General features: G+C 58.4%; 14 protein-coding genes and 2 pseudogenes. 9 read left to right on the forward strand and 7 right to left on the reverse strand.

The features are described from left to right. Positions 1–557 precede the first annotated feature (557 nt). Positions 558–941 carry a hypothetical protein gene (locus BJA_RS09285; protein ID WP_011084664.1) on the reverse strand — a complete coding sequence of 128 codons (384 nt, stop codon included), beginning with the start codon at positions 939–941 and terminating at the stop codon, positions 558–560. A gap of 227 nt (positions 942–1,168) precedes the next feature. On the opposite strand from BJA_RS09285, the gene BJA_RS09290 reads away from it, so the two are divergent. Further along, on the forward strand, positions 1,169–1,594 hold the full coding sequence (locus tag BJA_RS09290) for a hypothetical protein (RefSeq protein WP_223153745.1): 426 nt from the start codon (positions 1,169–1,171) through the stop codon (positions 1,592–1,594). Positions 1,595–1,745: 151 nt separating this feature from the next. Here BJA_RS09290 and BJA_RS09295 read toward each other — a convergent pair. Next, a pseudogene (locus BJA_RS09295) lies at positions 1,746–2,542 on the reverse strand (IS1380 family transposase); the annotation flags it as partial. Between the two features lie 191 nt (positions 2,543–2,733). Further along, a complete protein-coding gene (locus tag BJA_RS09300) occupies positions 2,734–3,273 on the reverse strand; it encodes a GNAT family N-acetyltransferase (RefSeq protein WP_014498653.1) in 540 nt (179 codons plus the stop codon). A 556-nt stretch (positions 3,274–3,829) separates the two neighbouring features. Between BJA_RS09300 and BJA_RS09305 the strand changes: the two genes are divergently transcribed. Next, positions 3,830–4,036: a hypothetical protein gene (locus tag BJA_RS09305; RefSeq protein WP_011084669.1), complete on the forward strand. Its 207-nt coding sequence runs from the start codon at positions 3,830–3,832 to the stop codon at positions 4,034–4,036. A gap of 389 nt (positions 4,037–4,425) precedes the next feature. On the opposite strand, the gene BJA_RS09310 is transcribed toward BJA_RS09305, so the two are convergent. Then, on the reverse strand, positions 4,426–5,772 hold the full coding sequence (locus BJA_RS09310) for a citrate-proton symporter (RefSeq protein ID WP_171463743.1): 1,347 nt from the start codon (positions 5,770–5,772) through the stop codon (positions 4,426–4,428). Between the two features lie 446 nt (positions 5,773–6,218). Here BJA_RS09310 and BJA_RS09315 point away from each other — a divergent pair, with 446 nt between their 5' ends. The 4 genes and pseudogenes from BJA_RS09315 (at position 6,219) to BJA_RS09330 (ending at position 9,659) form a co-directional block, all read left to right on the forward strand. Then, positions 6,219–6,473, forward strand: a complete 255-nt coding sequence (locus BJA_RS09315; RefSeq protein WP_231088534.1) for a transposase — start codon at positions 6,219–6,221, stop codon at positions 6,471–6,473. Positions 6,474–6,492: 19 nt separating this feature from the next. Continuing rightward, positions 6,493–6,780, forward strand: a pseudogene (tnpB, locus tag BJA_RS09320) (IS66 family insertion sequence element accessory protein TnpB); the annotation flags it as partial. A gap of 17 nt (positions 6,781–6,797) precedes the next feature. Further along, positions 6,798–7,472 carry an IS66 family transposase gene (gene tnpC / locus BJA_RS09325; protein ID WP_223154101.1) on the forward strand — a complete coding sequence of 225 codons (675 nt, stop codon included), beginning with the start codon at positions 6,798–6,800 and terminating at the stop codon, positions 7,470–7,472. A 1,425-nt stretch (positions 7,473–8,897) separates the two neighbouring features. Further along, positions 8,898–9,659 carry a hypothetical protein gene (locus BJA_RS09330; protein WP_233465590.1) on the forward strand — a complete coding sequence of 254 codons (762 nt, stop codon included), beginning with the start codon at positions 8,898–8,900 and terminating at the stop codon, positions 9,657–9,659. A 2,155-nt stretch (positions 9,660–11,814) separates the two neighbouring features. On the opposite strand, the gene BJA_RS09335 is transcribed toward BJA_RS09330, so the two are convergent. Further along, the gene (locus BJA_RS09335) at positions 11,815–13,473 is read right to left on the reverse strand and encodes an outer membrane beta-barrel protein (protein ID WP_224517533.1); all 1,659 of its coding nucleotides are present in this window, start codon (positions 13,471–13,473) and stop codon (positions 11,815–11,817) included. Between the two features lie 532 nt (positions 13,474–14,005). On the opposite strand from BJA_RS09335, the gene BJA_RS09340 reads away from it, so the two are divergent. Next, positions 14,006–14,766 (forward strand): IS5 family transposase gene (locus tag BJA_RS09340; RefSeq protein WP_236842183.1). Its coding sequence is split into 2 segments (ribosomal slippage): positions 14,006–14,345 and positions 14,345–14,766, totalling 762 coding nucleotides; the frame shifts between segments, so codons are not numbered across the junction. 738 nt (positions 14,767–15,504) lie between these two features. Here the strand turns inward: BJA_RS09340 and BJA_RS09345 are convergent. After that, on the reverse strand, positions 15,505–15,921 hold the full coding sequence (locus tag BJA_RS09345; RefSeq protein WP_011084680.1) for an SET domain-containing protein: 417 nt from the start codon (positions 15,919–15,921) through the stop codon (positions 15,505–15,507). 684 nt (positions 15,922–16,605) lie between these two features. Further along, positions 16,606–17,934: a hypothetical protein gene (locus BJA_RS09350; RefSeq protein ID WP_011084682.1), complete on the reverse strand. Its 1,329-nt coding sequence runs from the start codon at positions 17,932–17,934 to the stop codon at positions 16,606–16,608. 1,406 nt (positions 17,935–19,340) lie between these two features. On the opposite strand from BJA_RS09350, the gene BJA_RS09355 reads away from it, so the two are divergent. Together BJA_RS09355 and BJA_RS09360 are read left to right on the forward strand one after the other, a co-directional pair. Continuing rightward, positions 19,341–19,955: a J domain-containing protein gene (locus BJA_RS09355; protein ID WP_011084684.1), complete on the forward strand. Its 615-nt coding sequence runs from the start codon at positions 19,341–19,343 to the stop codon at positions 19,953–19,955. 1,099 nt (positions 19,956–21,054) lie between these two features. Then, positions 21,055–21,840, forward strand: coding sequence for a helix-turn-helix transcriptional regulator (locus tag BJA_RS09360; RefSeq protein ID WP_018645272.1), 786 nt, complete (start codon positions 21,055–21,057; stop codon positions 21,838–21,840). Positions 21,841–22,047 lie beyond the last annotated feature (207 nt).

Raw genomic sequence — 22,047 nt, forward strand, 5'->3', positions numbered from 1 at the left:
GGATGAGAATCCTAATAAAAAGCCCAATTCTAACAATCTGCCAAAGTAGTGTTAGGGCGCGGATTCATTAAGGCGCAGCCATAGCCTGACTGACGCGAGTTGAACGAAGGCAAGGTAGTTGTCCTGACATCTGCTCCATTTTTTGATCTTCGCATCCAATGCCGGCGAGCCCGGGTGGATGGTCTCGTTGCTCGATGAGTTGGCCCGACACTTCTCGAGACGCCTACGAAGAAAACGGCCAACGAAACCCTCCTCACCCAGGCAACCCGGAAAGATCCCGAGCCATTCTGATGGCGAGGACACAATGACGCTGGCGCCTGCCATAGGCAATCCGCTCCTCCCGCCCGGGCGGGAGTCGAAAACTCCGGCTGGAAGCCGGGGTTTTCTTTTGTGCTATTATAGGCACCAGCTCTCGTAAACCGCCGCCAGTACAGTGCACCTCACGGCTTGAGCCGAATTGGCTTGGGCTTCGCTCCGTCCAAGGCTCGATCGTAAGCCGCAGGTGTCGGTTGGTCTGCGCTCTGCTCCACCTCAAATGGATTGGTAGAGATCTCACGTCACATGAAGTCTCCATCCGAGTCGGGCTCTGATGAAGGTTCATCATCGCTCGACGCTTTGGAGAGATACATCGAAGAATTGGTTGCGCGCTGCCATTCACCATCCCTATATCTCCACTGTTTGGACTGGGTGGGATCAAGTACCATATCATCGGGATCCACATGAACGAAGCCCAGTTGTTCTGCACGGGCTCTCGCTTCGTCATTGGCAGGACGCCAGTTCACTAGCGGCCGTTCGCCGTCTCGCCCTAGTTGGTGCTCGAGCAGAATATCGCCGGCGTTACCGACGAGCGGATGTGCAACCTGAAAATCCACGATTGATGTGACATCAGTCCGTCCGGGAAACAGTTCTCGCCACCGCTGGCTGGTGAAACCAGTCGCCATAGGAAATCCGGCTTCCGTTCTTTGGAGGCCGACGCTCGTATTTCCTAGTTGATAGCTGTAGCCGTTGTTGCACCTTTACTCGCGTCGGATCATCCCCGAAACGACCCGTGATCGCACCTACCAGGCTTGGTGGGACGGCAAGGGTAATGGGCTGCTGCGGGCAGAACTGCTTGTGGTTGTCGCGTCTGCAATTGCCTGAGAAGAGCTTGGAGCCTGACGAGCTTGCAATGCGTTATGCCGAGAAGACCCCGTCCAATGCCAGGAAATGCCTGACGCACGTGCGAGGAAGAAGCAGCAGCACCGGGCGCGCCGAGGAAACCATGCACGAACTTCAGCCGCAGCTAAGAAAAGCGATTGGGCATGGCGGGCGACACCAAATCGGAACGGTGGGCGAGATCGAGCGGAAACCAGCACACCCATGGCATTCCCCATCCTTCATTCAAAGCTCCTGCATTCTTGAAGAAGCCAGCAATCCTGAGAGTGCGACGAATCTGTACGATATCGATCAATCGGAGAGCCTGCAGCGAAGTCCGTCCAAGATTTCACGGACGTCTCCTATGGTCACGTCTCCGCGCCTGGCCGTCGTTCGAGTCGGCGCGCATCATGTGCACATGCACAAACCTCCTAACAATGCTAGCCCGTCCTATTCGTGAGAGTGCGGCTTTGGGGCCCGATTGATGCGGCCGAACATCTTGTCTGACGAGGCGCACAGGATTGCCTTCGGCTTTTCACCGCCTGACGACCCGTACTTTGCAACGCGCTTGAGGTATAGGTTGGGCGAACGGGGGGCGGACGCCCCGCCGGTCAAGGACCGAGCGGCAGCAGCGCACCTGGCAAGCAGCGGATCAGGTCGGCTTCCGGACAGGCCGCGGCGAACGCAAGGCGAATGCGGCTCGTGGTCTCGACCACACGGGCAGCGATTTTCAACAGCCGAAGACGCAGCGTCGCGAACTCGGCAGCGGCCAATTCCCGGACTTTGGGAATGGCCTCGCGCACGGTCAGCATCAGCCAATAAGCGGCCGTATGGAGCACGAGACGGACCTGGTTGGCGAGCGCCGAACGGCAGCTGGTGCGGTCGGAGGCGAGCTGTGACTTATGCAGCTTGTCAGATTCTCGGCTTGGCCGCGCGCGCAATACAGGCTGTCGTAGATCCACTCGGCCGAGCCGACATCGAGGCTGGTGACGACGAAACGGATGTCGAGGCCGAGCATCGCCGCCTCAATACGGGCGACAGTGCGCCGTTCGCGATCCCAGGACTTTGCCTTGTGGCGGGTCTCGGTATAGCCACGCAGAACCGGCAGGTTCTCGATGGCGCGTCGGGTGCGGATGTCGTCGGCGACCTCGTCGACTTTTCTGGCGAGAGGCTTGGTGCCGGACAGACCGAAGATGTAGTCGATGCCGTTGGTCTCGCACCACGCCATTGCCTCCGGCCGGGCATAGTGCCCGTCGCCACGGAACGTAATTTGCGTGTTGTGCCATCGCGTGCGGATATGCCGTACCAGGCGGCGCAGATGGGCACGCACCTCGACGCCGCCCGGCGTCTTGCCGGGCCGCAGCACGACGGCCACGGGCCGGCTCTTATCCGTGTCGTAGACGTGGATCGACCGCCATCGAAGGCAGCTGTGACTTTCTTGGCGTGAACGGCTGGAAACGAGGATGGCAGAATCGTATCATCGGTCATGGCGGGCGTGGTTTAAGGTGATGGGGTGGCTTCGCAACCGAATCCTACGCCGCATCAGCGCTTTACACCACGCTCGCCAGCCCTCAGGCGCACTCTTACGAATAAGACGGGCTAGCGCTCCATCTCGCCCATAAGAATTTCATCTGAGACGTATCGTGGATTGGAAATGACAGTCCGCATTTCCGCATTCTTGCCCTCGTCCGCAAACCGGAATCCCTTCTTGTAGAAAAATGCTGAAGCTCCTTCATCTTGAGAGAGAAGGGATAGCTTGGAAAGGCCCGCGGACTGCCTAGTATGATCGGCGACTTCAATCATAGCCGTCCCGACCCCTTTGTACCTCGACCGGCCGAGATTTTCTATGCTGAGAATTCGCAAACTGTTGCGCCCCGGCGCCACGGTCATCGCTCCCACCTTATTGCGTTCATTGGCATCAGTAAACAAAGAAACACTTTGGGCGTTGCCAATATTGCTACTTACTCTGTGTAGGCGGACTGACACACCTGTCCTCTTGTCAAAAGCGGAAGACGCTGGTCCAGCAGCTAAAGCGGCCGTAAAAGCAGCACCATCTGCGCCAGAAGTGCCGGCCAGCGCATCGCGCTGCTGGTCCACACTTTGCCCGTCGGAGGGCCAGTTGTTGTAATTGGTTCTCATCACAACGAGCTACTATTTGGACGAGCTGACAGAAAGCTGACAAAGCCGACGCATGAGCCGGTCCTTTACGAATAAGACGGGCTAGCGTAATGATACTCATCGTAGGATGGAACATGCGACATATTGTTAACTCGATCGTCCATGACGACCACACTCCTATGCCGGTTGCATTGTGTTTCAGGTCGTTAGACCTGACTCCGCAGATAAGCAGCTTAGCTGTCCGTAAGCTGACGCCGAGAAATTAACGGAAAACTAGGTGTTTGGCCCCGGCATTTCTGCAGCGGATTGAGTTTGAATCGTTCCGGCTGGGAAGTTCAATCCTGAATCCAAACAGACCCTAGTCGGGTGCTCCGAGAAATGCATCGACGGAGGTGCGACGAGCATCCGATCATAAGTAGGTCTACAGGTTCCGAGCGGGTAGACGGAGCGATGCGGTGATGGCCGAACTTATCCATTCGGTCGATAGATCTGATCAAGAAAATCAATTTTACCGATTGTAGCGTCGTCATATAGACCGTCACCACGGCTGGGGCTAACCTAGGGAAGCGATCTCCCAATGAAGAAGTCAGTTTTGGTGACGGCGAGCGCCCTCGCACTTGCGACCGCGGCGGTACCTCCATTTGCTGCAGAAGTTGCCGCGCAACCGCTCACCTCCAGCGTGCAGGTAGCCGATACATCGTATCCTCAGTGCGCCGATGACCCATTGAATGGTATCTGCGATCTGTTTTTTTGCTTGACCGATCCCGCGTGCGTGCTGCACTGACGACGGAAAACAATCAAGCAGAGAATGAGGATCGAGCCTCGTGCGGCCGCTGCTCCGTCAGCGGCCGCATCCTTATGCCGTTCGTTTACGCTGGCGGATGGTGCGAGCCGCGCCTTCTTGTTCTCTAAAGATGATCAGAGTCATTGCTCACTCCAGCCGGCGGGTGACGGCAGCCCGATCGCTCAACTGCAGCATCGGCGAACGTTGGGTAAACGGAGAAAGCCGTTTCAGACCGCGACGCTGCCGTTACGGCCGGAACTCCTTCACGATGTCAAGCTGCGCCAGTTTTCAGGATAGATTGCTGTTCGGGCTAGCCCCATACCGTGCTCCTGCTCGATGTTCGCATTTCGGACGTCACAGATGTCATCCTTACCTGTTCGGCTAAGCTACTAGGGCGGCGATCGTGCCGTTACAGATGTTCGTCTATGGTTTCGCTCGAAATTGAGTGGCGCCGTCTCCGGCATCATCACCATGGCAAAGAGCCCGGCCGCGCTCGCGAAAAGCATGTACCAGGCGGGCGCGAGTGCGCTCCCGGTCAAGTAGATCAGCCATGTGACGACCAGTTGAGCTGTGCCTCCGAAAATGCCTATGGCAAAAGCGTAAGTCGTCCCGAAGGCGCCACCACGAATGTTCCTGGGCAAACTCTCGGCCATGCTTACGTAGAAGGCGCTATACGGAACCGTTCCGATAAGGGTGAGCGTGCCGAGGCCTCCTAAAAGTGCGAAGGCGCTGCGGCTCTCTGCAATCCACAAGAATACCGGATAGATCATCAGCAACGCAGCTGCCTGCGGCCATATCATGACGCGCCGGCGGCCTGCGCGGTCGGCGAGCAGGCCGCCCAACAGCGCCGCAGCAATGCCTGCCATATTGCTGATGAGCGTGGCGCCGAAGGCGAGAGGCGCGGATACGTGGAGGGTGTTCAAGGCGTAGGTGGTCATATATCCCGTAACGTAAGTAGTGATCGTGCAGCTGGCCAAGATGACGAATCCCAAGCTCATGATGCGGCGAGCGGCGGGCGATCGCCTTACAGGCCGGGTGACCAGAACCGGCGCCTCCGGGCGGAGAAACGTTTCGGGTAGGACGCTCCGCAGCCAAAGTCCGAACGGCAAAGTAACGGCGCCGAGCAACAGCGCGATCCGCCATCCGTATGCATTGAGCGCCTCACTTGTCATGGTGAGCGAGAGTATTTCTCCAACCAACGCTCCAGCCGTCGCAGCGACCTGTTGGCTCGCGGGCTGAAAGGAGACAGCAAGACCGCGGGCTTTGGCTGGTGCCGCTTCCATCAAGTAGGCTGTCGTTGGACCGACTTCGCCTCCGAGAGCAAAGCCCTGCAGCAAGCGTGCGAAGATGGCTAGCAACGGAGCGGCAAATCCTATTGTCTCGTACGATGGCGTAATGGCCAATAATAGGACCGCGACGCTCATCATAGCAAAGCTGGCGGTCATGGCAGGCCGGCGGCCAACCCGATCCGAATAGGAGCCGAGCACGATGGACCCGATTGGCCTGGTCACAAAACCCGCGCCGAAGGTTCCGAGTGACAGCATGAGGCTGGCGAACTGGTCGGTTGCCGGGAAGAACGCCTGACCGATCTGTATTGCGAAAAAGCTATAGGTGCCGAAGTCGTAGAATTCGAGCATATTGCCGATGGTGGCGCCCAACACCGCCCGGCGCGTTAAGCCTTCGTCTGCCGGACTGGGGACCGGCTCCAGCCTCTCTCGAGTTAATTGCCTCGCCATCCTCAACCTGATCTGGAGCGCGAACCCTGGCCCGAACATTTCCACCAGACACCGGTCGCGCAAAGTTGCAGTCCGCTTGCCCGAACTCGTCCTTCACGGCCATTGCGCCTGTCCACATGTAGCCTGAAGCGCGTCGCTACAAACCTCACGGTAACGTCTGCAATAAGAATGCCTGCCTTTCTGGGCCGATTTGACTTCTGGTCTGATCCCAGGCCTGGCCGGTAAGAGGTAAGCGGAGCTTTTCTCCCATTTGATTGACTGGTTTCGCTTCGGCTTTCGCTCTGCGATCCTTGGCTTGTCAGAGAGCCGAGAGGAGACTGAAGGCGATGGAACAATCGGGGGAGGAAGCCGAAGCTGATGGCTTTGTGGGGAAGCTTACGCGCCGGACGCGTTCTGGATGCCGGTTATGGTCTGCGGAGATCAAGGGGCGCGCTGTTTTCGAGAGCATGAAGCCCGACGCCCGGGTATGTGATGTCGCACGGCGTTATGGTGTGAAGGCCCAGCAGTTGACGACGTGGCGCAGATTGGCGCGTGCTGGCCGGCTCGCATTGGTCACGGACGACGCGGCGGATTTCGTGTCGATCGAGCTGAGCGATCCAGTGGCGTCAGGCAAGAGCGAGGGCCCGTCGAGATTACGATTGGCAAGGTTTCGGTCCGCCTGGATGCGGACGTGTCGGCGGTGCGGATCGCGGAGATCGTGACTGCGATCGAGCGCGGCGCATGATCATTCCGGCGCAGGGACTGCGGATTGTGCTTGCTGTGCGTCCTGTTGACTTCCGGTGCGGGCACGACGCGCTGGCCGGTCTTGTGCAAAACACGCTTGGGCTCGATCCGCATTCGGGCCTGATCGTGGTTTTTCGTTCGAAGCGCGCCGACCGGCTGAAGATTTTGCTATGGGACGGCACGGGCCTCGTTTTGGTCTACAAGCGCCTTGGCCGCGATGGTCGTTTCGAGTGGCCGCAGATCAGCGACGGCGTCATGCATCTGACGCGCGTGCAGTTCGAAGCGCTGTTTGAAGGGCTGAACTGGAAGCTGCTGAGCGCATCCTCGAGGGCTTCGACGGCATCCTTCAGGTCGACGGATACCAGGGCTATCATCGGCTCGCACGGCCCAAGCGCAAAGGCGGCGTGCCGCTGCGGCTGGCCGCATGTTGGTCCCACTCAAGGCGCAAGATCATCGCAGCGACTCCGAAAGCCGGCTCACCCATCGCCGAAGCCGTTCTCGCGCGCATCGCCGCACTCTATGCGATCGAGAAGGAGATCCGTGGCGCCGACGCCCCGGCTCGGCAAACGACCCGTAACGAGCGATCACGGCCGCTCGTCGCTGAACTCGAGAGGTTTCTGCGCGAGCAAGCCGCTCGCCTGTCGCCGGGCAGCGAGATGGGCAAGGCGATCGCCTATCTCCTGAACCATTGGGATGGCCTCACCTTGTTTCTCGACGATGGTTGCGTTGAGATGGACACCAATCCCGTCGAAAATCAAATCAGGCCGCTGACTCTGACGCGTAAAAATAGTTTATTTGCTGGTCACGACGAAGGTGGTCGTTCATGGGCGCGCATAGCTTCGCTCATCGCCACCTGCAAAATCAACAGCGTGGAGCCCTACGTCTGGATGAAAGCGACGCTCAAAGCGATCGCAACCGGTCACCCGCAGTCCCGGATCGACGAGCTCCTGCCCTGGTCGTTCGGCCGCACCTCGTAATTCTCCGTCGTTGCCGCCTCCATACCCCCCGCCAGCGATTTGCAAACACGTTGATCAACAGACTGCAATCCCCACGCCAAACCTTTGCGAGTGGGACGCGAACGTCGCTTACGGTAAGAGAAATATGAGAACCTGGTGCAGTTGTCGGGCGCCGCAGACATTACGTTGCTGTGGCGGGTTTGCGACAAGACTGGCTGGCGCCGAACATGATCGACGAGGACGCGAGCCACCTCAGCGTCACGCGTTGCGTCCGCTCCTTAAACAGCCAGTCGGGGCTGCGTCATCGCCTAGACGATGCTGCCAATCAACGCGCCCGAGGCGGTCTCTTGCGCGCGAGCAAGATCACCATTCACCAGTGCTCCACTTTCCGTCGCGGCCGGATCGCCAGCGGACGGGCAAACCGCTTTCCCCCGAGCCGCTTGGGTCTGGCGACCATCAGGACCGAGGCCGTCATGCGTTCCGCGCCGCTCGCTTGCATCTTGGCTATCGCCCGAGCGAGCGCGTCGTCCAGGACGTGAGAAGGCCCAGCTGTTCGGCCGCAACACCGACGAATGCCGATCTCAAGTCGTTAGGTGAGCGCGAGCTTCAGAGTCGCCCATCTGGTCAACCATGTGGAGAGCTGCTAAGGCTAATCGATAGCGCCACACGCAGAAGCTAGCGTTTGTGTGCCCGGGCGGGCAAGCAAGAAACGGCTACGCTTCTTCGCCAGCGGACGCTTAGAGGAAGACGGCCATTTCAGCGGCGGCTTCGCCAACAATTACAACGATTTGTCTTAATCAGGACACGAGTGAATCCTCTTTTCCAACAACAAGGCGCGAGCGCCATCTGCATGACGCGTAGCATCAATAGCAGCCGGATAAAGTTGGCGGATCGTATTGCCTCATCTGACGATGAAAATCTCAGCTTGGCCGATGTAGCTCCGGCTGACGGCCTGTCCGACGTTGCATCATGGCGCGCAGGATCGGACGCACTGGGGACATCGCGGAGTGCGCATTAAACGCAGCGGCAGCCGCAGTCCCGAGATCATCGGCCAGCGCCGCACCTTTAGCCGTGCGCGGGATGATCGTCTGGGCTGCTTTGCGTCTGAGCGATTTCTTTCTTCATTTAATCAGGTGAACAGATCGCTCCGCTCTTGCCGGACTCTCAGATCGCGCTCTCGTCTGTTCTCGCGTTGGCCCGGCTATCGCGGTCATTCTGCTTATCGGACCAAGCATAGGCTCAAGTGCAGGCCAGAACAACTGGTCGCGGACAGAGATCGAAATGCACATGTTCGGTATGGGACTGGGGCTGGCTGCGGTCAGCGTCGCCTGACCTCCTAACGAGCTTTCCGTCAGATGAAACGATGCAGGACGCAGAGCTGCGCGCCGACCGCGAGTTGAGGTGGAATGAGTTCAGGATCGGAGATGATCGCATCAGACGTGGTAGATGCAGCCGCGAGTTTGTCTTTCTTCTTCGACCTTTGTCAGCTTCTCGAAAGCCAGCCTCTCTAACACTCGAACTTGGCCTCTTGATGACGAAGCTGCCCATGCCGGAATTCGTGACGAACTTCAGCTCATTCCCTCTGGGAGATATTCTAGAGGCCTTTGGTCTCTTAACAAAAAGGAGGGCTTTATGGCTCCAAGCCCGATCGATAATGCCCGTTCACCAGAATCACCGACAGCGCACGTCTGGACACAGGAAGATCATGATTTGTTCAGCGAGATCATGAATGAAGCTGGACCATCATCGTCTGCCGCACCTGAGGAAGCGGTAGATGTCTCCTTCGCCGCTCCCCAGAGATTTTCACACGGTTCGCAAATCGCCCCTGACTCGATGGTCGATAGGCTGTTCCACCGGGGTCTCTTGCCGGACTCGGACCAGCCGACAATGACCTATGAAATCCAGGGTCACCGCTACACGGCCGGTTTGGATGAGTGTAATCGCGTTCTTCTTGTTCATAACCCTGCGGAAGACCAAGTGCTTGGGGCCGGCCGGGCGGGGGTACCGGACTTCGGAGCCTTCTTCGCGGAGAACCGACGCTATGGAAGGCCGCTACCACAGCAATGGGCCACACCTGCCCTCATAGACAAGCTGCGCGAAGAAGGTTTCATGCCGACCGCCAATAGCCCCACGACCATCCATCTTAACGGACGGGCCTACAAAGCCGAACTAGCCGAAGGAGGATTCGTTAAGCTTACGCGGGTATGAGACCAACTTGACGGTGAGCCGATCGCGCTGGGTCTGAGTCGTGCGGTCACTTTGGTTGTCCTTACCTGGATAGACGGTTCATCGCTTAGCAGTGGATTGTTCGAGCCGCCAGCGGGTACGCATCATCGGGCCCGCTGGCAGCGCTCGAGATGCACGGTCATCCTGGCCATTCGTCTGCGTGGTGCCGACCTGTCATCCGGCCGGCAATATTGTCGCCGTGTTGCTTCACTCGAGGATGTTGCTGGCGCTTGACCGATACAGCTCCGGCTGTGGGCCAGTCCGAGGTTGCACCATTGCGCGCGGGATCGGAAGAACCGGGGTGCGTCGCGGAGTGCCCAAGGCACGCCGCCGCGCCCCGGTCCCGGGATCACCGGCCAGCGCCGCACTGTTAGCCGTGCGCGGGATGATCGTCTTCTCGGCTGCTTTGCGTCTGAGGGATCCCCGTGAGCGCTGCACGACGGTGTGCCGCGGCCGAACTGCTCGGGGCGGTGCTTCGCGAGGTGACCGAGAATTACCAGGGCAAACGGGGCTCGGCCGCAAGCCAGCGCTCGATGTCGGCTGGGTTCGGCAAATTGGGCAGAAACCGGTGCCCGTTGAGCACTTGCTTGGAAACGGCGGAGGCCCTGCAAGTGCGAGGCTGGATTGTCTTGGCGGACGCGAAGGTATTCTCAAGGAGGTGGCAGCAAAGATCGCCTAGCCGCAAGGACCGTCGCAAGTGGCGCAGTCGCTTTGCGTAGCAGTGGGATTGCGTGAGCGTATTTGTCGAGGAAATCGTGTCAATTTAACACTACCAAATCTGGGCGTTCTGCAAGCAGTAGCTCCACCGTAGAGTCACGCAAGATCGCATGCACATAGGCGTGTGCAACCAGCCTCAAAAACCGGAAAAGAACGTCATGGCGAACATCAATCTCAGCTCCCAATCTATTGCAGGTGCACGCGCCGGACAGCGAGCCGCCACCGCCCGGAAAGTCATTGAATGGCGAGCGCCGGCCCCGAGACGCCGAGGCTTCCACATGATCCACGGAATGAAGCCCATGGCGCGGATGCTCGCAGCAATTAGGCGCGGGCTAGCCTTGTCCGATCTTGACCGGTGCTGCGCAATCTGGTGGCTCTATCGTCTCCATTTCGGGTTCACCGGCGACGTGATGTTGGGGCTCGCCGCGGTCAGGATTGCCCAGGAGAGATCCCGCTGCGGAATTTAGGAATCGTGGGGCGCGCCTTCCATACGGGCTCGGCGCCCTGCCGCCGGTTACGTGTTTGGCTGGCGAGGAAAAGTGGCCGAATGCCGATTGCCTTTAGTCTCCCCCAGCCAATTGGGCCGCATTCACTTCTAGCGCCGAGGATCTGCCCGTGGGGGTGGCACCAAAGTGCAGGCAAATACGATGAGCAGATTGCAAAAACTGAACTTGCGCTCGCCCTTCACACGATCAGTAAGCTGAATTTGATGTCGGATGATGCTGCTCATGAAGGTCCCAGCAGGGGCAGACGACCGGGCCATAGCGGGGAGTGTAGGAATCAGGACGGTCTGGAATCCTTGGTCACGTCTGGTGATCGGGGGCAAGGACGCGCGGCTCGCATTCCATCTGGTGATCTTCTGCTGTTACATGAAAGGAAATGACCCGCGTGAGTTCGCGTGGCGATGCAAGGGCGGGTAGCTCGCCAAGCAATACTGCCCGAGTCGTTGCGCTGGATGGATCCTCGCGCAGAACCTCACCGACGCTGTGTACCCACGGCTTGAATTCCTCTGTGAGCGGCTCGTCCGTTGCAGACCGCCAGCCGTTCAACTCTCCCCTCGGTGAATAAGCCGTTGATCTTTCGCCAGGCACTTTGCGCCCGCCTCCGGCCGCCGCGCGATGAGACAACGGCCGCGGCTTCCCGGTCGGTCGGCGCCTTCGCAATGGTACGCGGAATCGGCTTTGGAGCGAATTCCGGGTCAACGGATCGAGCTCTTATCACCAGAAACGAGCTCCGGTTCGCGAGCGGAGTTGCGCTCGCCTTGTCCATGCGGGCGGTTTGCAATCGAAGCAAGCCGGTGTACAGGCGTGATCGCGACATAGTCCTCGGCGGCGAATGGGCGCCGAGGACTGGGGCCATCAGCGAACTTCAGAACGGCCCCTAAGCATCTGCAGTTTGGAGCCTCGTAACAGTGAAGCCCTTAGTTGAGCTTGTAAGACGCCTGGAAGAACGTACCCCACCGTTCCATGCTGTAGTTCGCAAATCCTAGCGAGCCGCAGCCGTTTCCGCAGTCCGCGGAGTCCGCTTCCTTTTTCGTCCACATGGCCCAATAGCGGCCTCCAACGCCTAGGCTGATATTGTTGGTGACAAAGTAGGACAGAAGGCCTTCAACCTGGACGCCGCCGCCACCATTGCCGTGTTGCTCACTAAAGGTGGTCTTTTTGCGCAAGAGATGATTATCGCGGCCCTTGAAGTCGGTCCAGGGCAGGTAAGCGATGTCCGCATTCAGGCGCCAGCGCTCGGTCAGCATAGTTTCGGCGCTCAAGCCGATTCGAGGCGCATTCCATTGAGTATCTTGGCTGCCAACGATCCTATCGTCGCTCGGCTTGATACGACAAAAGTCCTGCGGATTTGTGAGCGGAACGCAACCCCTCGAGTCTGAGCTCTGGCTGTAATAGGCCCAGCCTATAAATCCGCCGATCTTGTAGTTCGTACTGCGCAGGACATCGTAACCGGCGTCGGCCGTGTAATATGCAAATCGCCCGTTTGACTCACCTGAACGAGTATTTAGGTAGGGGTATCCCTCGTGGGGCAGCCAATCTTCATCGTTCGATTTCCCTTTGTTGAAGAACCCGATACCAAGGCTACTCTTCAAGAACACTCCCCAGGGACTGTCGACACGGCCGAATACCTCCCCCGAAAGTCCGTCCAGTGCATGATAAGTGAGCCTGGAAATCAGTATGCTGGGGTCTTCAGGCCAGCCATACGGGACTGCGCTTTGATCCCACTGGAATCTTCCCCGGCTCAGCCAGAGCCGCGAGCCCCCTTCGAACGACCAACCGGACGTGTAGGGAATGGGTGGTACGCTGCCGGCTGATCTCGCATGCAGCGGCGAATCGGACTTTGGTGCGGCTTCTGGGTCCGCACCAAAGTGGTAGTTCAGACCAATTTTCCCAATGTGATAGTTGCTGGACAGGCTGGTCGTGCTCGCCGGCAAAATCGTAGACGGAGATAACTTCGCGGTCGAAGCGGTCGCGACGCTCGGCCCGCCAAAATGCAGATAGTCATACTCGACGTTCACCGACCATGAAGGCGTAAGGGCTTGCTCCACACCGAGCCCGATGACGCCACCAACTTGGCCATAGTCGAAATGGGTTTTCTCCTGTGGCAGGTCGCCCCCTTCAAAGTTGTTGACGATGTCGCCTCGATTATTTTGCCAGGCTGCACCTGCCTTGAGATAGGCAAGCGTTTGCCCGAGCGAGCCGAAGGCGTAACCGATGCGACCGGTCCCGGTCGCAAAGAGGTTCGGAGCTGCGTTGCAGTTTGCGCTTACAATCAAGTCTGAGGCTGCGAGGCAGGTGTTTGAGCCGCTCGCGACAGCTGCGCTGGCATCCAGTTCGAGGCCGTACACCCAACTATTGTTCTGCCAATTGTAGCCGATTTGGCCACCTGCGACGAAGGAGGGAATATCGACGACGTCGCCGTAGATCGGTGGGCCGAACGGATTGGTGAAAGAGGTTCGACCGTACCCGCCGCCTACATGCCCGCCAATGTAGCCTCCGGACCAGTTCCACACCGACGGTGGCAGGGCTTCTCGCCCGAGGTTCGCCATAGATGTACCCGTTGTGGCGATCGCCATGGTCGCAGCCCCCAAAAAGAGAACTCTTGATCGCATAAAGATTGCCCTGAACTTTCCCGAGTTGTAGTCGCGCTCGCTAAGTATCGCCGCACGGCAAATCGTCGGAGCACCAGGCCCCCAATAACGAGCCGGGGCCGCTCCGAAGATCACCGCACGACGATTGGTGATGACGTCCTCAACGTAGCAAGCCGCGTGCCGGAGCAATTCCTTTGTTCTGCAGGAGCTTACTAAGAGCGTGCCGCGTCAACTTCCCTACATTGGGTGGAAGGCGGACGAACGAGTGTCGAGGTTCGCTGCATTGCGGAGCTAGCGTCCAAGGCACGTGCATGTGCCGGAACTTTGTGGTCTGCCCGGTGAGCACAAGCTGGTTCAGCTTGGATGAGCCGTGAGATTTCAAGCCTAGTGTTCTTTTCACTCCGCGAGCTGCCTGATGGCAACCAGCCGGCCGTTGCAAGTTCAGCTCGTACTAGGGTCTGTACCTAAATAGCGCCACGTGATTCTCTTGCCTACGTGTTGATTCGGGGGCGAGAGAATGCGCGCTGGTTTGTTTTGGCTGAACGACAGGCAATGGGCGCGTATCGAACCGCATCTGCCGAGGGGACTGACGGGGCCGGATCGGGACGACGACCGACGCATCGTCAGCGGCATCATTCACATGCTGCAATCGGGTGCACGATGGCGTGATTGTCCACGTGAATACGGCCCTTACACGACGATCTACAATCGCTTCAATCGCTGGGCCAAGCGAGGACGATGGTGCGCAATCTTCGAAGCGCTGGCCAAGCCTGGCGAAGACGGCGTCGTACTGTCGCTCGACTCGACCTCGATTAAAGCTCACCGGTGTGCCTCCGGCGGAAAAGGGGGGAGCACAATCAAGCAATCGGCCGCTCGCGCGGAGGCCGCACGACAAAAATCCATGCGCTGAGCGATCCGCTCTGCCGGCCGGTCGTCCTGCATCTGACTCCAGGCCAGGATGCCGATATCGCTGCGGCTCCCGATGTCCTGGCGCTCGCGCCACCCATGAGCGTGCTCCTCGCCGACAAAGGGTATGATGGCGACAAGCTTCGCGGCGCAATCATTCGTCGTGGCGCCAAGCCCGTAATCCCCAATAAATCTAACCGTGTCGTCATCCATCGCTTCAACAAACGCGCCTACAAAGGACGAAATGTCATCGAACGCTGCTTTGGCAGGCTCAAGGACTTCCGGCGCATCGCCACGCGATATGACAAGCTCGCCCGTAATTTTTTGGCCGCTGTTCATCTCGCCGCTCTCGTCGCATATTGGCTCAATTGAGTCTGGACCCTAGTTTTTGGGAGCGTGAGTACGCCAGGAAGCTAGGAGTCGTGCTCGGACCGCTTTAGGATCGACGCGCCCATTGTCTTGCGGCTTTCGTCCCTCGCGGCATCCTTGAGCGCGTAATGATAGTTGATCGGCAAGATCGGATGGACCTCGGCCGACGAAATCGATCACACGATAGTCGCTGATCTCTTATCTAAACAGGTCCTGATATGGCAGTATGTAGGATCGTGACCAGATGGGACGGATGCTCTCTGCATTGCGCGAAGCTAAATCGGAGGCGCAAAGATCGAGCCGCGATAAGCCCTCATCAAGTGCGTTTGTAACAGCACATCTGCTACTCTGACATCAAGCGGCACAATCGGCCTATCCTAAAGGTAATATCAGGATCGGTGCCCGGGCCATCTCAGGAAATATCGAGGATCAAGACTCAAAAGTCAGTGCGAGAACGGGCACATCCGCGGAGATCCGGCGTTGGGTAAGCTCTAGAGATGCAATGAAGTCCGCCTCGAGGAGATACCTCATCGAAAGCGCTCCCGCGACGGTGCGCCAAGGAGCTCTGCGCGCCAAGGGATGTCTGTCGAACAAGGCTCCGCTCGCAAATCTTCTTGCTCGGTAAGGCAGCTAGAAAATTGGCCGAGTCGGTCGATGGCCACAACGAGTTGCCGAAAGTCTTGCCGGCGTAATTCGCCAACGGATCAAGTCGTCAGACCGCGAACTTGAATCCACCGTCGCCTAGCCCGTTGGGGCATCAAGATTCATGGATGGTTCTTCATTCCACGATACGTCACACCGTGGATCGAAAAATAAGTAATTGCAGGTCAGTTCTTCACCGGGTTGTACGTCACGGGCTGTGAAAACTCGGCGGTCGTCTTGGTATGTGTTTGGGCGGCTGCTGTGGTTCATGAAGCGGGCATTGTCAGCATTGTACTCGATAACACCATCGTAAGCCTTGTAGTCTCTTGGATAGGCATGCTTATCAAGTAGCGCTTGGAATGTTGGAGCTAGGGCTTCGTATTGTTCAGGCGTCACCGTGATGTCAACGATTGGGTTGTGAATCCAGATCAACGAACCTTTGGGCAAACGAGTCGCGGAGAAAAGTCCAATACCGCCAAACCTGTCTGGCTTCAAAATTGTGTCGACGATCAGCATTGAAGAAGTCTCCCGGAGTTACTACCCAGCAAACTAACTGACGTGAGCTGCGAAATCTGCTGCACGAATTGGTAGGCTCGTTTATCCGCGCCTCCATCACAATTTATGTCTTCTCCAGGCGTATTGGGCCGCCTGCTGCGGATCGCCTCCAGCGACAAGGCCGTGAGCTGGGAGGGCTGCAAGTCAGTCGCATTCCGAGCAAAGATCCGTGTCGATTATAGCGGCGAGCTCGTGTCGCACGATCATGACCTGTTACCAGCGCGACGGCGCGCTCGATGCTCTCGCGGCCCGGCAAGCCGCCGACAAGCCCTTCATCGCAGCTTCAAGAGCCGCCCGCGGGTGAATGCGTCAGTGCGTGCCCAGGCAACTGTGGATGTGGAGCAGATATTGCAGGCAAAGTGCGCGGGAGGCCGGCACTCGACTGCCGATTTCGCTGCACAACCGCCTCGAGGCAATCAACGTGATCACGCCGTAGTTAGCAAGAAAACGGAGGTAGAAGTTCGGCCCAACGAGGAGTTGCTAAGCGATGATGCTGGCAAGTCATCGACGCGAGCAGCGGACATCTGTGCTGCCCAGAACCGCGCCAACCTCGCAGGAGCAGCCGGAGCAAGCTATGGTCCAATAACAAGTCCAATTCCGGAACTATCTGGACGGGCTCCATGCGTTTGAGATGTCCCTCGGCGTCTACATTCGTGGGTGATGGATGAGCCGAAGGTCATCGGAGCCTCCGGGTCCGAAAAGGGCGGTGTAGCGCTCACCATGAATGTCGTATTGTTTTGTCGGATGCGCTTCGTCCGGCAGAAGGCCCCACTGGCCGAGTTTCGCCCGCATCGTGTCCGGCGCGGGTTGGGTGCCGTGCAAAAAAGTCTCGGGAACGGAGAATGATGCAGCGTAAATCTCGCGGGCCGCGGGGTACGTCCTCTGAGCCCTGGAGGACGCCGGAGCGGCTTGCTCAATCGACCGTCCAAAAAGCGATCGGGCGGTTCGATCCGTTGGCTGCAGGCTGGGCGGCAGAACGTTTTCCGGTCGAGATCCGAATTGAATGGTTGAGCCTGGCGGATTGAGTGGGGTGCTTCGCCTCATCGCCCCCGCAGGCACGAACAGCGCCGTGTAACGGTCATTGTGAACGATAAAACTGGTAGGTCGGCTGTCCTGGCTCGGCGGGACGTTGCTGCGCTCGTGCGCAGCGGACGCGTGCTGGTCGCCGTGCTGCGCGTTGAACGGACCAACGGCCGCTTCTGAGTCCAGGGCTTGGTGATGACCCTCGTTTGGTTCGAGAGATGACGATGGGCGAGCGTTATCCACCATGGCCCACAGCAGATCCTGATCGTAGACTTCCTCAGGAAGGACGAACCGGCTGCTGGCCAGAAGCGGTGCGCCGGCGTCTTCAATTAACTCGCGACCGGTTGAATTGCCGGGCTCGGTGCGCTGGCGCGCAGTGGCATTTTCTTCCGCCAGGCTTAGTGTCCTCTGCCTCTTCGTAGGTTGGCCGGTGTAATCCTCATCCACAACGACTTCGTGACCTGAGCTGGAAGCGACCGAGGCTAGCTCGTTTGCAGCCGGCCGGTAGGCGCCGCTCCAGCTGAAGTAACGAACGGCTTCTTCGGGATCCGGTGCCAGACCACCCGGGGCTGGCCGGTTGAGAGACGATGCTAGGATCGCTTCGCGTATCGGCTCTTGCCACGGATCCTGATCGTGACCTTGCGCAGTCAGTTCCTCCGGCCCACCCTGCGGCGCGCGATGCTGCGCAGCGGCGTCCTCGCGTCTGGTGACTGCGTGTTCGGGATGAGGACGGTCCGTGCTCTGGTGCTCAAGTCCCAATGCCTGGGCCAGTCTAAGGCCTTCTTCAGACAGATGAGGGTAGTAGGGATCATGAAAAACGGGATTCTCTGCGATTGTCGAGGTATCAAGCTGGGGCACTTCATCCAAGTAAGGCTCAAACTCCGCTTGCTGCTGTTGCGGTGCCGCGGCGTGGTCACGGTCGAGTGGGTTGATGCGGTTAAAAGGGTCCATGTCGACTCTCCGGTGGTTTGAGTCGGCTCGCAATGCCGATCCAATCGTGTCACTGTCTCACTCTATTAGGATCAGCTGTCGACAAGCTGACGTGCTTAGAGACTAACCGGAGTGCGATCTCAGCTCAGTCATTTCGCCGCAATCGCGACTGGTGACGAAGCCGAGCAGGCGGCATCGTTTTTGCCTGTTTGGGACGGGCTCAAATACTGTCGGCACTCTGACGCCGCGATGATCTCGGCAACTGATTGTGGCTCTTCGGTCATCCCAACGTCTCACGCTTGCTCAGCTTGCACAATCTAATACGGTTGGTGGCCGACAACGGTTCCTGGCTCGCATGTTCGTGTGCCGTACCGCGGCGGATGCTCTCGCTCGGATTGTGGTTCTCTGCTGGTGCTCGGCCGGCAAGACACAGAAAGCCAATAGGCTTTATATCGGCGATCCTTGTCCGGTAATCGCGGCCACGCACATATTTGGTGCGCTCGCAGTAAAGATGTCGAGTGCATGCTCCGCGACCGCGCCGGCTGGGCGCCGTTGAGACCCTCCATGGCCTTCTTCTTGCCGCTCAGAACCAGCTCGGGCTCTCTTTGATCGCCGGCGGACTTGTGCTGCGGCGCACGTATTTGCCCCGCGATCGATTGTTCAGGCCCCAAAAATCGCTAATAGCAAAAGATTCGCCGCATCCTTTCCAGCAGGGCCGATCGTGCCTCCTGAAATCGCGAGTCAACATACGGCCCGGCTAAGCAGGGGATCAAAGCTCCTGGTCGCCGCGCTCGGCTGGCAAAATCAAGTACGTGAAGCGGATCCAACCGGCGAGAGTCGCGCGCCCGGTCCTCACCTTGGGCCCGGCCGCCTCGATTGCGCCGATAGCTTTTGCGGTGTTGCGCGGCCATCCTTGGCCGCTTCATCTCGCCGGCGTCTCTGGAACGATTCCGTCGCGGCACCGGGCGAGCAGAACACGCGCTCTGTTGCGCAGAATTTGTAGCACGCATGATCAACCGCAGGCGGCTGAGCGAAGGGCAGGATGTTGATAGTCTCATTCTGGCCATATCGCCTCGTCGAGAAGTTCTCGCAAATTCACCATCCGCGTTGCTCCGCTGCTTCCCTAAGCGCGTCATCAGCCAGATTCCTGCATAGCTCCCGCTTTGTTCGTATTCACCCGGTCCCGTTCAAGACCTCGATGTGCAGAGCCCGACAGCACATTGCAATTGAATCGATCTGAGATCGCAAAGAGATGATTGTCTGAACCAAGCGCGCGAGTCCTGGCATGTCGATTGCTGGGAAGTGCTTGCTACACCATGCACTGAACTAGACGCAAAGGCCGAGTCAGATCCAACTTGCCGTCGAAACCAATTCTCTAGCTTAGAAGCGGCGCTGCTTACTGCCGCTCCGCCCAACGGAGCCAAGTCATGCTGAGCGACACATCCAAATTCTTCGCCTCCATTCGCATCAACAAGCAGGAAGCGCAGGAGGAGCGCCGGACCGCGGTGCGATGCGAATGGCCTGATTGCCAGAACAAGGCAACCCATCCCGCGCCAAAGGGCCGCCACAATGCGCGCGAATATTGGCACTTCTGCATCGAGCATGCTCGCGAATACAATCAGTCCTACAATTTCTTCTCCGGGATGGACGCCGAAGCGATCGCGCGCTACCAGAATGACGCGCTGACGGGCCATCGTCCAACTTGGAAAATCGGCGAGCCCATCAGCGCCCGCAAGATGACCGGCAGCCCGGCCCATTCCGAGGACGACTGCGATGCTTTTTGCATGCTCGCTGAGCTGAAGGGACGCGCCCGCGCGGAGGCCAGGCCTGAGACGCGCAAGCTTTTCAATGCCAAGCGGAAAGCGTTGCAGGTGATGGGCCTGAATGTCGATGCGACGCTCGGAGATATCAAGGCGAGGTACAGGGCGATGGTCAAGAGGCACCACCCCGATGCCAATGGCGGCGACCGCTCTACGGAGCAGCGCCTGGTCGAGATCATCAAGGCCTACCATTACCTGAAGACCGTGGTGCGGGAGAGCTAACCCGGACACGACTTGAACGGCTTCACCTCACCCGCCATTCCATAGCCCTTCATCGTGTGAAGGCTGCACCCGAGCTGGCGTGTAACCCGCTTCAGACCCTAGGCCCGAGAGGCGCAACATTTCCGCCACGCCACAAGGAGTTCTATCAACCTGCTCCCGGACCGATCAACAACGAGCCTTTGTTTCTTTCCTCGTTCATTCGCTCTCTCCTCGGGTTTGCAAGGAGGGGGCAAGTCTTCACGACGCCGATGGGAAGTTCGCAAAGGCGAGCCACAGCGAAAGTTCGAAAGTGCCGTCCTCGACTGCTCGAAAAGCAGAGCCACACTAAACTGCTGCTCCGCTGCCCGCAGGAAGGTTGGTACTGGACTTGCCTCGCGCGTTAAGATGGCACTCAGGGAGTGCCATTCGCGCCCCGTCAATGCAGGTGAGACGGCAGGCCTTTAATCACGCTCTTGATCTATATCAAATTCTGTGTCGCGCATGAGACGTTGTCGCATGTTCGACGTATGTCACATCCGCTCAACCAGAGGAGACCATCTTTCTGCGAGTGCCCCTATTATGGGGGCAAGTTCTCCGATCGGCGAGTGGTGCGAGAATTGCTGTGCGCATCGGTGGTTCTTGGAAAGTCCTGAGGATCGCATGCACGCTGTCGTCCTCGTCAAGCAGCCATTTGTTGATGTCCGCGGGTGGTGGCCCAAAATGCGCAAGCACCTGAGGGCGCTGGACCCGTCCGGGTGTGGTGTGCCGAGCTGCGAACAGTTCCATGCCGACCTCGCTCCTTTGCGGTGGCGCTCGAGATGCCGGCATGTTCTTACGAGAAGTGCTGACCGTGTCCGCCGCAATCGTTGCATGATTTGCCAGCCGTTCTTTCGAGAGACTGGGGCACTGGCACCTCGGAGAGCAGCCCGACCGGTCAGCAGCGAACAAAGTCAGCTTCGCTTTGGCTCGACCTGCCAGCGTGCGTCAAGTCGCTCCGATTATCTTCTCGGAGCGTGCTGGGACCGTGTGAAACAGTTCTGGGCCGAGCTTTCCTTTCGCGCGCGAGCTTTCAGCTGCAAGAAGCAAAGCCAACATCTGTGTAAGCAAACGGAAATAGAAAATGGATGACCAGTCGCACGGCAAAATGCCACTCGCTTCAAGCAGACGGGAAAGCCGCGGGCCCGACCTATTCAGCTTCATCGAGTGCGCTATACAGACAAGATCAATCGCAGCGCTGTTCGATCTTCTTGTGAATTTCGCGAGCAATGAAGGCTTTGATAAAGTCGCCTACGGAGCACTCTCCTGCTCCAATGAGCGTCGTTTGCCAGAGTATCTACCGCCCCCGCCAACTATAAACTTCCCGTCTGATTGGTGCCAACGCTATGCTGAACAAGAATATCAAGCGATCGACCCGGTGGTCCGGCGGACAGCAATGCTGCCAAGGCCCTTTCTTTGGGATGAACTAACCAGTCGATATGAACTACAGCCCCGTGAGCTGCGCGTCTTACGCGAGGCCAAAGAAGCAGGCCTTAAGCATGGCATGAGCGTGCCATTGTTTGGATCGCAAGGCCGATCGGCTTTCGTATCGTTTGCATCTCCTTTCGATGATGCCGATCCACAGGATCGCATGGCTCATCTCACGACATTGGCGTCGGCGTTTCACAACGCTGTCGCGCAGATTACACCGCCGCTTGATGAGAGTTGCGAGACAGACATTCCGCTAACACCGCGAGAAACAGAGTGCCTATACTGGGTCGCAGAGGGGAAGTCAGCCTGGGTAATCGGGCAACTTGTTAACGTCACTGATAATACCGTCAATTTCCACATGAAGAACGTCATCAGAAAGCTAGGGGCGGCAAACCGGACAAATGCTGTAGCCAAAGCAACCCGGCGCGGCATCATTTAGCTCCGTACGCCTTCAAAGGAACGATCAAGGACCCTGCGTCGGCGGGCTCTTCCTTTGCGATTCATCTGCTGCGGTCGGGATAGCCGATCTCTAGTGGATTCAACGATGTACTTCAACGGAATTGGCTCAAACCAGATGACGGGGCAAGCGCATCCGGCGCGCGTGTCCGGTGTTTATCAGTGGCTGGCGTGGACCTAGGGGCGTCGG

Source organism: Bradyrhizobium diazoefficiens USDA 110 (genome assembly GCF_000011365.1).
GTDB classification, from domain to species: domain Bacteria; phylum Pseudomonadota; class Alphaproteobacteria; order Rhizobiales; family Xanthobacteraceae; genus Bradyrhizobium; species Bradyrhizobium diazoefficiens.